The sequence below is a fragment of the Pseudomonas sp. GW822-FHT04C11 genome (assembly GCF_058800905.1).
In genome coordinates this window covers 123,509-136,859 of record NZ_JBXAMS010000013.1, presented here as the reverse complement: position 1 = coordinate 136,859, position 13,351 = coordinate 123,509, and the positions used below count along the sequence as shown (strand labels likewise).

The following is a 13,351-nucleotide window of genomic DNA, read 5'->3' as shown; positions in this document are numbered from 1 at the left end:
GACTGCTGCGCAGCCGAACGCAGGCTACGCCAGCTGCTACGAGGTACCCCGTGCCAAGCCGAAAAACGCCTGTATCAAGCGCAAATCCCGCCGCCGCTCCATGCAACCGATCATGTGCCGGTTGACCAGTCCCTCGCCAATAATCGGCACCGCCCGCACACGCGGGTCGTGGCTGACTTCCACTGAAGACACCACGCCCACCCCCAACTCGGCCGCCACCGCCTCAGTCACCGCCTCCCGACTGTCCAGCTCCAGCAGCACCCGAGGATTGACCCCGACCTGAGCACAAGCCTCATCGAACGTGTGACGGGTGATCGAACTCGGCTCGCGCAACACCATGATCACCTGGTCCAGTTGCTTGAGCGCGATACCTTCGTGCAGCGCCGACCACGGGTGCCCCGCCGGCACCAGCGCGCAGATCCGCGACTCGCTCAAGGCTTGCAGGTGCAAACCTTTGCGCGGCTCGACCTCGGTCAGCACCGCCACGTCGGCGTGCTCGGACAACAACGCCGCGAGGGTTTCCTGAGCATTACCCAGCCGTAAATTCACGGTGATCCCCGGATACCGCGCACGCAGGCTGGCGAGCATCGGCATGACCAGGTGCGGACCGTCCGCCGCCACTTCCAAACGACCGGTCAACAGTTGCCGGTTGGCCTCAAGCATCACTTGCGCCTCTTCGGCCAGGCCGAACATCGCCCGGGTGATGGCCGCCAGTCGGGTGCCCTCCTCCGTCAAATCAACCCGCCGCGCGGTGCGCCGCAGCAGGGTGACCTGATAGTGCTCCTCCAGCGCCTTGATATGCCCGGTGACCGCCGGCTGGCTGATGAACAAACGGGCAGCAGCCCGGGTGAAGCTGCCTTCGCGGGCCACGGCATCAAACGCACGGAGTTGGAACAGGTTCATACCTATCGGCCTTACTGATGGCTGGCATAACAACAAACAATTTGATTGATGGAACGGCAAATTGCAATTTATCTCCCGCAGCTTCATCCCACCGATTGCGAGAACACCCGAATGAGTACTGCCGACCCCATCCTGCTCACTCCCGGCCCATTGACCACCTCGCAGCGCACCCGTGAGGCGATGATGGTGGACTGGGGTTCATGGGATGAGCGCTTCAACCAATTGACCGCCAGCCTCTGCGAACAGCTGCTGGCGATCATCAACGCTGCCGACAGTCACTACTGCGTGCCGTTGCAGGGCAGCGGCACCTTCGCCGTCGAAGCGGCCATCGGCACTCTGGTACCCCGCGACGGCAAGGTGCTGGTGTTGATCAACGGGGCTTATGGCAAACGCCTGGCGAAAATCTGCGAAGTGCTCGGTCGTTCCTTCAGTACGTTCGAAACCGCTGAAGACCAACCGACCACCGCCGCCGACGTCGACCGCCTGCTACACGCCGACAGCAGCATCACCCACGTGGCGCTGATCCACTGTGAAACCAGCACCGGGATTCTTAACCCGCTACCGGAAATCGCCCACGTCATCGCCCAACACGGCAAACGTCTGATCATCGACGCCATGAGTTCTTTCGGTGCACTGCCGATCGACGCTCAAAAAGTACCGTTCGAAGCGCTGATCGCCGCCTCGGGTAAATGCCTGGAAGGCGTACCGGGGATGGGGTTTGTCTTTGCCAGCAAAGCCGCCCTGGCAAATGCTGCCGACAATTCCCACTCGCTGGCGATGGACCTGTTCGACCAATACACCTACATGGCCAAGACCGGCCAATGGCGCTTCACCCCGCCGACCCACGTGGTCGCGGCGCTGCACGAAGCGTTGCTGCAATACAACGAAGAAGGCGGCCTACCGGCGCGGCATCGGCGTTATGCGAACAACTGTCAGGTGCTGCTCGATGAAATGGCCAAACTCGGCTTGCGCAGCTTCCTGCCCGCCGCGATCCAGGCGCCGATCATCGTCACCTTCCATGCGCCGAAAGATCCGCGTTACCAGTTCAAAGCCTTCTACGAACGCGTGAAGGCCAAGGGTTTCATCCTCTACCCGGGCAAGTTGACCCAGGTCGAAACCTTTCGTGTCGGCTGCATCGGCCATGTCAATCAGGCCGAGATGCATGCGGCAGTGGCGGCGATCGGCGAGGTGCTGCGCGAAATGGAAGTCCTCGATACCTGACTTTTCACCGCCCGTAGCTGCCGAGCCCGCGAGGCTGCGCTGCCGAACGCAGCCTCGCGGGCTCGGCAGCTACGGGCGAGTCATGGCTTTGCTTGCCATTCCCCCAATTACAGGATTTGAGACATGAACTACAGCAACCCGACTCAGCTGCAAGCCGCCATCCTCGACTGGGCGGGCACCGTGGTCGACTTCGGCTCTTTCGCGCCGACCCGGATCTTCGTCGAAGCCTTTGCCGAATTCGACGTCCAGGTATCCATCGAAGAAGCCCGCGGGCCGATGGGCATGGGCAAGTGGGACCACATCCGCACGCTCTGCGATCAGCCCGAAGTTGCCGAGCGTTATCGCCAGGTTTTCGGTCGTACGCCGAGCGACGATGACGTAACCGCCATCTACAAGCGCTTCATGCCGCTGCAAATCGAAAAAATCGCCGAGCACTCGGCGCTGATCCCGGGCGCCCTGGAGACCATCGCCAACCTGCGCCAGCAAGGGATCAAAATCGGCTCGTGCTCCGGTTATCCGAAGCAAGTCATGGACAAAGTTGTCGAACTGGCCGCCTCCAACGGCTATGTCGCCGACCACGTGGTCGCCACCGACGAAGTGCCGAATGGCCGCCCATGGCCGGCTCAGGCCCTAGCCAACGTGATCGCCCTGGGTATTGACGACGTCGCCGCCTGCGTAAAGATCGACGACACCGTGCCGGGTATTCTCGAAGGTCGCCGTGCCGGCATGTGGACTGTCGCGCTGATTTGCTCGGGTAACGCGCTAGGCCTGACCTACGACGGCTATCGCGCGCTGAGCAGCGACAAACTGGCCAGCGAACGCAAGCGTATTCATGCCCTGTTCGAAAGTTCGCGTCCGCACTACATGATCGACACCATCACCGACCTGCCGGAAGTGATCGCCGACATCAATCAGCGCCTGGCCAACGGTGAGATGCCGCAAAGCAGCTGATTACCGCCTCAAGTGCCAAAAAAAGCGCCAGTCCCTGAACCGGGACTGGCGCTTTTTTCTAGCCAATAGGCTGTCGCAGAGCGCTCGATAAGGTACGAAGCCTGATCTGACTCAGGCAAATCCTCGCAAACAGGATTACAGTTAACCCACTCCGTCATACAAGAACGGGGGCTTCAGACCTGATAAGCGAGGAAAAACCGTATGCCCTGGAAGAATTCCGAATCACGCTACAGCACCGTATCAATCATGTTGCACTGGTTGATGCTGGTACTGTTGGCGCTGGTTTACGCCAGTATCGAACTGCGGGGGATGTTTCCCAGGGGCAGTGGCGGCCGAGCCCTGATCACGGAAACGCACTACATGCTCGGCCTGACCGTGTTCACACTGGTCTGGTTACGGCTGTTCGCCCGTAGCCTGGGACGCGCTCCGCAAATCTTCCCGGCATCGCCCCAGTGGCAAACCGTGCTTGCCCGGCTGATGCACTGGGCGTTGTATATATTCATGATCGCCACACCGATTCTCGGTTGGCTGGTCACCAGCGCCAACGGTCATCAGGTGATGTTCTACGGCATCGACCTGCCGTTGCTGATCAGCGAGGACAAACCGCTGGCCAAGCAGATCAAGGGCTGGCACGAACTGGCCGGCACCATCGGCTATTGGCTGATCGGCCTGCATGCCGTGGCCGGGCTGTATCACCATTACGTGGTTCGCGATAACACCCTGCTGCGGATGATGCCCAAGCGCGTCAGCCCTGACTGAGTGACGCAAAACCCCGACGCCCCTGCAAGCCGCCGGTGTGCACGAAGATCAAGCGTGTGCCGGCGGCAAAAAATCCGGCATCAACCTGTTGCTTGAGTGCCCATAGCGCTTTACCGGTGTACAGCGGCTCCAACGGGATACCGCTGGCTCGCTCGCAGTGTTCGATAAACGCCAGCAACGGCGGGGCTACTTTGGCAAAACCGCCGCAACTGCCGTCGAACAGCTCATATCCCCCGTCCGACAAGCCGCATTCGCCGAGAATCGCCTCGACCTGCTGCGCCACGCCATGATCATCGGGCACCGCCAGCACGCCATACACCGGATGCCTCCCCGCCTCGGCCTGCACCAACCCGGCCAGCGTGGTGCCGGTTCCGCAGGCCAGCCACCAGCCGTCATGGTCATTCCAGCCCAACTGGTTCAACTGATTGCCGACCTGAGTCAGTAACTGCCCGCAACCACGCGCACCGAGCAGACCGCCCCCGCCTTCGGGGACCGGATGCAGGTGCGGGTATTGCGCTTGCCATGGCTGCCAGAAACCCGGCTCGTGGCGCGCACGATAACCACCGTAACCCAACCAGTGCAATTGCATGCCAAAGGCCTGTAAATCCTCCACGGTCGGGGTGTCTTGCGGATGCCCGCGCAGCAGGCCGACGGTAGGAAAACCAAAGCGTTTACCGGCTGCCGCCAACGCATGCAGATGATTGGACCAGGCACCGCCCAGGCTGATCACACCTTCGGCACCGGCCTCGCGGGCCACCCTTAGATGCTCAATGAGCTTGAACCACTTGTTGCCGGAGATCAGCGGGTCGATCCGGTCCAGGCGCAGGATCGCCACCTCGATCCCGGCGCTGGTGAGCCAGTCGAGATGAAGACGTTCAAGCGGGGCATGGGGCAGCCAGTCGCTGGGAGGAGAAAGCATTGATGCCGGCTCTTTGGGAAAGAGCCGGCATCTTAGCAGCAGAGCGACAGCACCTGTGGCGAGGGGGCTTGCCCCCGTTGGGTCGCGAAGCGACCCCCAAATTTACGACTGCTGCGCAGCCGAACGGGGCGTTGCAGCGTTCCGACAAGCCCCCTCGCCACAGGTAGGGTATTAACCTTGGACTTGCGTGATTACAACTCAGCTGCCAGGCGCGAACCCTGATTGATCGCACGCTTGGCATCCAGCTCCGCCGCTACATCCGCGCCACCGATCAAATGCACGTTCTGCCCGGCAGCTACCAGGCCGTCGTGCAATTCGCGCAACGGATCCTGCCCGGCGCAGATCACGATGTTGTCCACCGGCAGTACTTGCGGCTCACCGGTTTCACCGATGCGGATATGCAGGCCTTCGTCATCGATCTTCAGGTACTCGACGCTATTGAGCATCTGTACGTGCTTGTTCTTCAGCCCTGTACGGTGAATCCAGCCGGTGGTTTTGCCCAGACCGTCGCCAACCTTGGATTTCTTGCGCTGCAACAGGAACACCTGGCGTGCTGGCGCGTGAGGCTCGGCCTTGATCCCGGCGACACCGCCACGGGCCTCAAGGTGAGTATCGATGCCCCACTCTTTCCAGAACGCTTCACGGTCCTGGCTGGTGGCGACGCCTTGATGTACGAGGAATTCCGAGACGTCAAAACCGATACCGCCGGCGCCAATCACCGCAACGCTCTTGCCGACCGGCTTGCGTTCGAGGATCACGTCCAGGTAGCTCAACACCTTGGCATTCTCGACACCCGGAATCGCCGGTACACGCGGCGCAATGCCGGTGGCCAGAATCACCTCGTCATAACCCCCGTCCACCAACTGCGCGACATCGACCCGCGTATTCAGGCACACCTCGACATTCGTGGTCTGCAACTTGCGCTTGAAGTAGCGCAGGGTTTCAAAGAACTCTTCCTTGCCCGGCACACGCTTGGCGACGTTGAACTGGCCGCCGATTTCGCTGGCGGAATCGAACAGCGTCACTTGATGACCACGCTCGGCGGCCACGGTGGCCGCGGACAATCCCGCAGGGCCAGCACCGACCACGGCAATTTTCTTGATCTGCTGCACCGGCAAGTAATTGAGCTCGGTTTCATGGCACGCCCGCGGGTTGACCAGGCACGAGGTCAATTTGCCGCCGAAGGTGTGGTCCAGGCAGGCCTGGTTGCAACCGATGCAGGTATTGATTTCATCACTGCGACCGGCGGCGGCCTTGTTGACGAACTCCGGATCGGCGAGGAACGGCCGCGCCATCGACACCATGTCGGCATCGCCTTCGGCGAGGATCTGCTCGGCGATTTCCGGGGTGTTGATGCGGTTGGTGGTAATCAGCGGAATACTCACCTCCCCACGCAACTTGGCCGTGACTTTGCTGAAGGCTGCACGTGGAACCTTGGTGGCGATGGTCGGAATCCGCGCTTCGTGCCAGCCGATCCCGGTGTTGATAATGGTCGCACCTGCTTGCTCGATGGCCTTGGCCAACTGAACGATTTCTTCCCAGGTGCTGCCACCTTCCACCAGGTCGAGCATCGATAGTCGGAAGATGATGATGAAATTCGGGCCTACCGCCTCGCGAACGCGACGAACGATTTCCACCGGCAGGCGCATACGGTTTTCGTAGCTGCCGCCCCAGCGATCGGTGCGGTGGTTGGTGTGGGCTGCGAGGAACTGGTTAATGAAATAACCTTCCGAGCCCATGATCTCGACACCGTCGTACTCGGCTTTTTGCGCCAGGGTCGAACAGGTGACGAAGTCGCTGATCTGCTTCTCGATGCCTTCCTCGTCCAGCTCTTTGGGCTTGAACGGGTTGATCGGTGCCTGGATCGCACTCGGCGCGACCTGTTTCGGGCTATAGGCATAACGCCCGGCGTGCAGAATCTGCATGCAAATCTTGCCACCCGCCTCGTGCACGGCACGGGTGACGACCTGGTGCTTGAGCGCCTCATCGAGCGTGGTCAGCTTGGCAGCGCCGGAGTACACCCCGCCCTCATCGTTCGGACCAATACCGCCGGTGACCATCAGGCCAACACCACCGCGAGCACGTTCGGCGAAGTACGCCGCCATGCGCTCGAACCCGCCAGGCTTCTCCTCAAGGCCGGTGTGCATCGAGCCCATCAGGGTGCGGTTGCGCAGCGTGGTAAAACCCAGGTCCAACGGGGCCAGCAGGTGCGGGTAATGAGCGGCGGTCATCGGTAGCTCCACAACGAACAATCACGAAAATAGTGCGGGTGCTCTTTGGCACCCATCGGTTATGTGCCACAGACTAAGAGCAGGCCTGTCATCGCTCAATGACCGTAACTGACAACTTATTGATCCAAACGCGCAGCACCTCTTGGCATTCCTCGGCATGGGGCCTACCCTAGTCGGCGAATCCTGCACAAGGCCGCTGACTGTTTCCCCATGCGCAAACTTCTTTATCTGACCGTCACCATGGCATTTGTCGCCCTCATCGCCGCTTACGCAATGTGGACCGCCGATCGCCCGGTTGGCCATTACCTCTCGGACCTGCGCATCAACCTCGCCGTTAACCAGGGCGTTCCTGCCGATCGCGGCAACTTGCTGGGCATCCAGCCCGAATTGTTCCCCACCGATTATCAAAGCCCCGAACACCTGCACCGCAAGCTCGCGGCCTATCTGCAGCGGGCTCGCGAACAAGGCCTGCTGAACGAAAAGACCATCGTTGTGCTGCCGGAACACATCGGTACCTGGCTGATGGTTAGCGGCGAGAAAGACGAGCTGTATCAAGCCAGCACGCTGGACGAAGCCATGAATTGGCTGGCGGTGAGCAATCCCCTGAGCTTTTTGCGCGCGTTGATCAGCGCCAAGGGCGACAACCGCCTGGATGACGCGCACCTGCGCATGAAAGCCAAAAGCATGGCCAGGCAGTACCAGGCGCTGTTCGGTGGGCTGGCCAACGAGTTCGGCATCACCCTGGTGGCCGGCAGCATCGTGTTGCCCGAGCCCAGTGTCAGCGACGGCACACTGAAAATCGGTCGTGGTGCGCTGTACAACAGCAGCCTGGTGTTCGGTCGCGATGGCTTGCCGATCGGCCAACCGCAGCGCCAGCTGAGCCCGGCCTTCGATCAACGGGGCCATATCCAGCCGAGCACCGATCAAGTGATCAATGTCATCGATACTCCGGCCGGACGTCTGGGCGTATTGATCGGCAACGACAGCTGGTACCCGGACAACTATCGCAAACTCAACGATCAGGGCGCTCAATTGATCGCCGTGCCGGCCTTTGTCATCGGCCGAAATGCCTGGGACAAACCCTGGCGCGGTGACAAAGGGCCATCGACCCCGAGCAAAATCGGCCTCGAACCCGGCGCGCTCAGCGAGGGCGAGGCCTGGCATCGCCTGACGTTGACCAGTCAGCGCCCGGTCAGTCAGGCCAGTGCTGGTGTCAGCGTGTTCCTGCGCGGACAATTCTGGGATCAGGGCAGCGCCGGCCAGAGCTTTCTCAGCAGCAACGGCCAACACTTCGCCGACCGCGAGGCCCGCGGCGCACGTTTGCTCAATATCTGGTTGTAAGTGATGAAACCACAGCCGATGCGCCTCGGGGATCTGTCGGTCGGCTTCGTCCATAGCCTGGCTGACGCAGTGTCCAGCCACGGTCTGGACCCTCAGCCGCTGCTGGAACAATACGGACTCGACTCGGCGCGGTTAGCCGAAGCCGGCGCACGGCTGTCGATCCCGCGCTACATGCGCCTGGGCCACGCGGCCATTCAACTGACCGGCGACCCGGCGCTGGGTCTGCGTATGGGCCAACTGAGCCGCCTCAGCCAGGTCGGGCTGGCCGGCGTCACTGCCGCTCAGGCGCCAACCGTGCGCGAAGCGGCGCGTTGCCTGATTCGCTTCGAGGCCTTGTACGGCTCCAATTACCGCGGCCAGTCGAGTTTTCATGAAGATGCCCAGGGCGCATGGCTACGGTTCTATTCCATCAGCCCGTACAACGCCTATAACCGCTTTGTGGTGGATTCGATCATCGCCAGCTGGTTGCAGCAGTTATCCAGCGTGAGCCGCCAGCCGCTGCACGCCGAACGCATCGACATCGAGTTCGCCGAGCCGGATTACCGCGAGCGCTACGCACTGCTGGGTGATTGTCCGATCCAGTTTGGTGCCGAGCACAACCAACTAAGGCTGAGTCAGGCCAGCCTGGCACTGCGCAACCCCGAGCACTGCCCGAGTACCTGGCGTCTACTGCTCAAGCTGTGTGAACGGGAACTGGAGCAATTGACCCGCACCCGCAGCCTGCGTGAACGCATCACTCAGTTGCTGGGGCCGTTGCTCAATGGAGGTCGCGAACCCGACCTGGAAGAAGTGGCGGCACGCCTGAAGCTGCCGACCTGGACCTTGCGTCGCAAGCTCGCCGAAGAGGGTACGCAGTTTCGCGCGATTCTCAACGACACTCGCCGCGATCTGGCCATGACCTACATCCGCGACACGGAACTGGCCTTTGGCGAAATCGCCTACCTGCTGGGGTTTGCCTCGGCCGAAGCCTTTCAGCGCGCCTTCAAACGCTGGAACAACCAGACACCTGGCGAGTTCCGTCGCAGTCACAGGCAATCAGCCTGACGGCTAGCCTGCAGCTGCTTTTTTACAACTCGGTAGCGTCTTCGGCGGGCTCCAGAGGGTCCAGTTCAAACGCCTGGTATTCAAGCAGCTCTTCTTGATAATCGTCCATAGGGATGTCCTTTTGAGTCGAGTTAAACCGTTATACCAATGACCTTCGCCCTCAGCATAAAGTGCCCGTATGAAAGAAAAATGACGCGGGCACAGCGGTACGTTCCTGCTAGTAAAACGTAGCAGGCACTCAAGAATTTATCACGGTGGACTTTGAATAAAAGCTGAAGAAAATCAGCCTCTGGTGGTGCAGATGACTCTGAACAAACGCTACGGGGGTTGCCCCCGCAGCGCTCGCCTTCAGATTACTTGCCGGACGATGGCAGTGCCGGAATTGGCTCGGTCGGTGCCGGCAACGAACTCGGATTCGCCGGTGGCGTGATGACTTCAGACACCGGTGTCGGCTCGGTATTGCTCGCAGGTGCAACCGACGCCGCTGCAGGTGCCGATACGGCGGATATAGGCTCTATCGGCGCACTCACCGCTGGCGCTGGCGCAGTCGTCGCCGGCTCAGCAGGCGCTGGAGTTGGCGCTGGCGTCACTGCGGGCGTGGATGTTGGCGCTGCAGGGGCTGCCGTGGGTTCAGGCACACCCAGATCGGCCTTTGGCTTCTCGACGATATGTGCCTCTTTCTTCACCTCAGGCGGCAGGAACAGCTCGACCAGGGTGAAAAACCGCTCGTAGAACTTCCCGGAGGACACGGTTTCACTGGCGACCTTGACCATCGAATCATCGGAAGAACCAATCGGCATCGACACCGAGCCCAACACACCGACGCCGAGGCTGGCGGAGTTGTTGGTTTTCTTCAGCGCGTAACGGTCCTGCAAGGCATTGGCGAACATCGTCGCGTGATGCTTGCTGTCTTCGGCGCAGACCACGTTAAAGCTGATCTCCATATGCGTGTCGCCGGTCTGCTGAAAGCTCTTGTGACCGCTGACCAGTTTCGGATCAGTGCTGGTGATGATGTAGCCCTGGCTCAACAACGCCCGACGAGCGGCCTCGCAGGAAGCAACATCGGTAACCGGGTATTTGCGCGAAAACGTCCCGGAATCATCGAAATTTTCATGCTCATAGATGGCCTGGTCCTTGGCACAACCGGCTGCTGCAGCCAGTACCAACGCCAGCCCGGCGGCACGCACATGGAATGATTTGAACATTGAACATCCTGAAGAAAACGATCCGGGGCCTATTGTGCAACAGATCACCCCGTAACGGCGCATGGATTAGTGTCTTGTAAACGATACAAGTTTACTGACCTTCGTTTACCGGAAAAAGTCGCTGGCACAAATGATCGATGAACACCCGTAATTTGGCCGCTGCGCGCTGACCGGGTGGCCAAAGAATTCAGTCGACCGTCGAACCGCACAAAACAAAAGACCCCGGCCTTTCGGCCAGGGTCTTTGTTTACCTCTAACGGGTCAGTCAGGCATCAGTAACGCTTGATGTCCGCCTGGCTCTCCAGTTGCTTGCGGTAGGCCGCGAAGTCTTGCTGGCCAACGCGCGACGCGAGGAAGCGACGATACTGAGCCTTCTCTTCTTCAGAAGGCGCTGCGGCTTCGCTCACACCGTTCAGACGCACGATCACCAGACTACCGTCAGTCAGGGTCACGCTGCTGAAAGTCGGCTTGTCCTTGGCTGCAGGCTTCGGCATGCGGAACAACGCTTGCAGCACGGTTGGATCAACACCTTCCTGAGCACGAGTTGCCGCATTGGTGACTTTCCAGCCCTGGCTGGCGAGCGGCGTCTTGCCATCACGCAGACTGGCGATCAGCTCATCAGCCTTGGTCTTGGCAGCAGCACTGGCGTGCTCCTTGGTCAATTGCACGCGGATGCTCGCAGCGACGCTTTCCAGTGGCAGCTGTTCAGGCTTGCGATGCTCTTTGGCACGTAGCACCACAACCGTTTCCGGATCCAGCTCGATGCCGGTGCTGTTGGCACCTTCATCCAGTACTTCCGGGCTGAACGCAGCAGTGACCACGGCACGGTTGGCCGCGATACCTTCGCCACCTTCACGGCCAAACGGTGCGGACGTGTGGACGGTCAGTTTCAGGTCCGCAGCTGGTTGAGCCAGGTCGGAAGCTTCGAACGCGGCATCTTCCAACTGTTTGGTCGCATCCACAAAACGCTGCTCGACCTGTTGGGTTTTCAGTTCCTTGGTCAGCTTGTCTTTCAGGCTGGCGAAGCTTGGCACTTGCGGTGCTTCAACGCCCAACAGCTTGATCAAGTGGAAACCGAATTCAGTGCGCACCGGCGCCGACACCTGGTCTTTGCCCAGCGCATACAGCGCTTTCTCAAAGGTCGGGTCGTAAACGCCCGGGCCAGCGTAACCGAGGTCACCGCCGTTGGCAGCCGAACCTGGATCCTGCGAGAACTCCTTGGCCAGGGCCTCGAAGCTTTCGCCTTTGGCCAGACGCGCCTGAATCTCTTCGATCTTCGCCTTGGCTTGCGCCTCGTTCACCTTGTCATTCACTTCGATCAGAATGTGCGCAGCCCGGCGTTGTTCGGCCAGGTTCGCGGTTTCTTTCTGATACAGCGCTTGCAGGTCTTCGTCCTTGACGGCGACCTGATCAAAGAAGGAAGCCTTCTTCAACTCGAGGTAATCGATGACCACCTGATCAGGTGTCATGAACTCTTTGGCGTGTTCGTCGTAGTAAGCCTTGACCTCTTCATCAGTCAGCTTCACCGCGGCTGGATCTGCCTTGACGTTCAGGGTCGCGAAATCGCGGGTCTGTTTTTCCAGACGAGCGAAAGCCTGCACCTGTGCATCGGTGACGAAACCGCTACCTGCCAGACCGGCGCGCAACTGGCCGATCAGCATTTCCTGAGCCAGCATCTGGCGGAACTGCATACGGCTGTAGCCCAGCTGACGGATCACCTGGTCGAAACGCTCAGGACTGAACTTGCCGTCGACCTGGAATTCAGGCGTTTGCAGGATCACTTGGTCCAGTGCAGCCTCAGAGAAAGCGAATTTCGATTTTTCTGCGCCTTGCAGCAACAGTTTGCGGTCGATCAGCCCTTTCAAAGCAGCATCGCGCAGCATTTTTTCATCAAGCAAGGATGCATCGAAATCCTTGCCCAGCTGTTGCATGAGTTGACGGCGTTGCATATCAACCGCCTGACTCAGCTCGTTCTGGCTGATTTCTTCACCATTCACCTTGGCCGCATCATTACGGTGGGTAGTGGCCTTGAAGATGGCGTCGAAACCGGTCAAAGCCATCAGTGCAACGATGACCCCGATAATGGTCTTGGCAATCCAGCCTTGTGAATTGTCCCTGATATTCTGCAGCATGCGTCCCCCAGAAACGGTTGAACTTCAAATTAGGCAACCGTGGAGCGTGGGTAGAATCCGGATAGAAGAAAGGCGCATCCGAGGATGCGCCTTCTCGTAACTGGCGGAGCGGACGGGACTCGAACCCGCGACCCCCGGCGTGACAGGCCGGTATTCTAACCGACTGAACTACCGCTCCGCTGCCAAGTCAGGGATGACCCCGACCCGGATAGGCAAAAAACCGAGTGAGGCTTAGTTAACAGCTTCTTTCAGTGCTTTACCGGCTTTGAAACCTGGTTTTTTGGCTGCTGCGATTTCCAGCGTCTTACCGGTCTGTGGGTTACGACCAATGCGAGCTGGACGATCAGTCACGGAGAAAGTACCGAAACCAACCAGAACAACAGAGTCGCCAGCCTTGAGAGCGCCAGTGACGGATTCGATTACAGCGTCCAGCGCGCGGCCAGCAGCAGCTTTCGGGATATCAGCGGATGCAGCGATAGCATCAATCAGTTCCGACTTGTTCACTCTAAGTCCCCTTATATCTATTTGAGATGATTCTAAGTTTTTTGGTGAAAGCAAAAACGAGTGCTGAATGGCCTACAGACACTTAAGAGCCGCTTTATAACAAGGGCTCTAAAAAGCTGTCAAGAAAGCCCCCCAGGCTAA

11 protein-coding genes and 1 tRNA gene are annotated in these 13,351 nt (G+C 59.8%); 5 read left to right on the top strand and 7 right to left on the bottom strand.

Going from position 1 to position 13,351, the window contains the following annotated elements:
• Positions 1-36 precede the first annotated feature (36 nt).
• Entirely contained in the window at positions 37-903 is an 867-nt protein-coding gene (locus AC1RJ3_RS20705; RefSeq protein WP_493080206.1) for a LysR substrate-binding domain-containing protein, read from the bottom strand.
• Positions 904-1,014: 111 nt separating this feature from the next.
• Between AC1RJ3_RS20705 and AC1RJ3_RS20700 the strand changes: the two genes are divergently transcribed.
• The 3 genes from AC1RJ3_RS20700 (at position 1,015) to AC1RJ3_RS20690 (ending at position 3,834) form a co-directional block, all read left to right on the top strand.
• Positions 1,015-2,124: a 2-aminoethylphosphonate--pyruvate transaminase gene (locus tag AC1RJ3_RS20700; RefSeq protein ID WP_493080204.1), complete on the top strand. Its 1,110-nt coding sequence runs from the start codon at positions 1,015-1,017 to the stop codon at positions 2,122-2,124.
• 123 nt (positions 2,125-2,247) lie between these two features.
• Positions 2,248-3,075 carry a phosphonoacetaldehyde hydrolase gene (gene phnX, locus AC1RJ3_RS20695; RefSeq protein ID WP_493080202.1) on the top strand — a complete coding sequence of 276 codons (828 nt, stop codon included), beginning with the start codon at positions 2,248-2,250 and terminating at the stop codon, positions 3,073-3,075.
• A gap of 201 nt (positions 3,076-3,276) precedes the next feature.
• On the top strand, positions 3,277-3,834 hold the full coding sequence (locus tag AC1RJ3_RS20690) for a cytochrome b (RefSeq protein ID WP_103316160.1): 558 nt from the start codon (positions 3,277-3,279) through the stop codon (positions 3,832-3,834).
• Here AC1RJ3_RS20690 and AC1RJ3_RS20685 read toward each other — a convergent pair.
• Positions 3,821-4,753 (bottom strand): 1-aminocyclopropane-1-carboxylate deaminase/D-cysteine desulfhydrase, encoded by a 933-nt coding sequence (locus tag AC1RJ3_RS20685; protein ID WP_493080200.1) that lies wholly within the window; start codon positions 4,751-4,753, stop codon positions 3,821-3,823. The two genes, AC1RJ3_RS20690 and AC1RJ3_RS20685, sit on opposite strands and share 14 nt — an antisense overlap.
• 191 nt (positions 4,754-4,944) lie before the next feature.
• A complete protein-coding gene (locus tag AC1RJ3_RS20680) occupies positions 4,945-6,984 on the bottom strand; it encodes an oxidoreductase (protein ID WP_493080199.1) in 2,040 nt (679 codons plus the stop codon).
• 210 nt (positions 6,985-7,194) lie between these two features.
• On the opposite strand from AC1RJ3_RS20680, the gene AC1RJ3_RS20675 reads away from it, so the two are divergent.
• A complete protein-coding gene (locus AC1RJ3_RS20675; RefSeq protein WP_493080197.1) occupies positions 7,195-8,325 on the top strand; it encodes a nitrilase-related carbon-nitrogen hydrolase in 1,131 nt (376 codons plus the stop codon).
• Between the two features lie 3 nt (positions 8,326-8,328).
• Positions 8,329-9,369, top strand: a complete 1,041-nt coding sequence (locus AC1RJ3_RS20670) for an AraC family transcriptional regulator (protein ID WP_123582910.1) — start codon at positions 8,329-8,331, stop codon at positions 9,367-9,369.
• A gap of 353 nt (positions 9,370-9,722) precedes the next feature.
• Here AC1RJ3_RS20670 and AC1RJ3_RS20665 read toward each other — a convergent pair whose 3' ends face one another.
• The 4 genes from AC1RJ3_RS20665 to AC1RJ3_RS20650 form a co-directional block, all read right to left on the bottom strand.
• The gene (locus AC1RJ3_RS20665) at positions 9,723-10,574 is read right to left on the bottom strand and encodes a DUF2242 domain-containing protein (RefSeq protein ID WP_493080195.1); all 852 of its coding nucleotides are present in this window, start codon (positions 10,572-10,574) and stop codon (positions 9,723-9,725) included.
• 272 nt (positions 10,575-10,846) lie between these two features.
• The gene (locus AC1RJ3_RS20660; RefSeq protein ID WP_054596543.1) at positions 10,847-12,706 is read right to left on the bottom strand and encodes a SurA N-terminal domain-containing protein; all 1,860 of its coding nucleotides are present in this window, start codon (positions 12,704-12,706) and stop codon (positions 10,847-10,849) included.
• A 101-nt stretch (positions 12,707-12,807) separates the two neighbouring features.
• Positions 12,808-12,884 (bottom strand) — tRNA-Asp (locus tag AC1RJ3_RS20655).
• Positions 12,885-12,937: 53 nt separating this feature from the next.
• A complete protein-coding gene (locus AC1RJ3_RS20650; protein WP_002552737.1) occupies positions 12,938-13,210 on the bottom strand; it encodes an HU family DNA-binding protein in 273 nt (90 codons plus the stop codon).
• Positions 13,211-13,351: the final 141 nt, after the last annotated feature.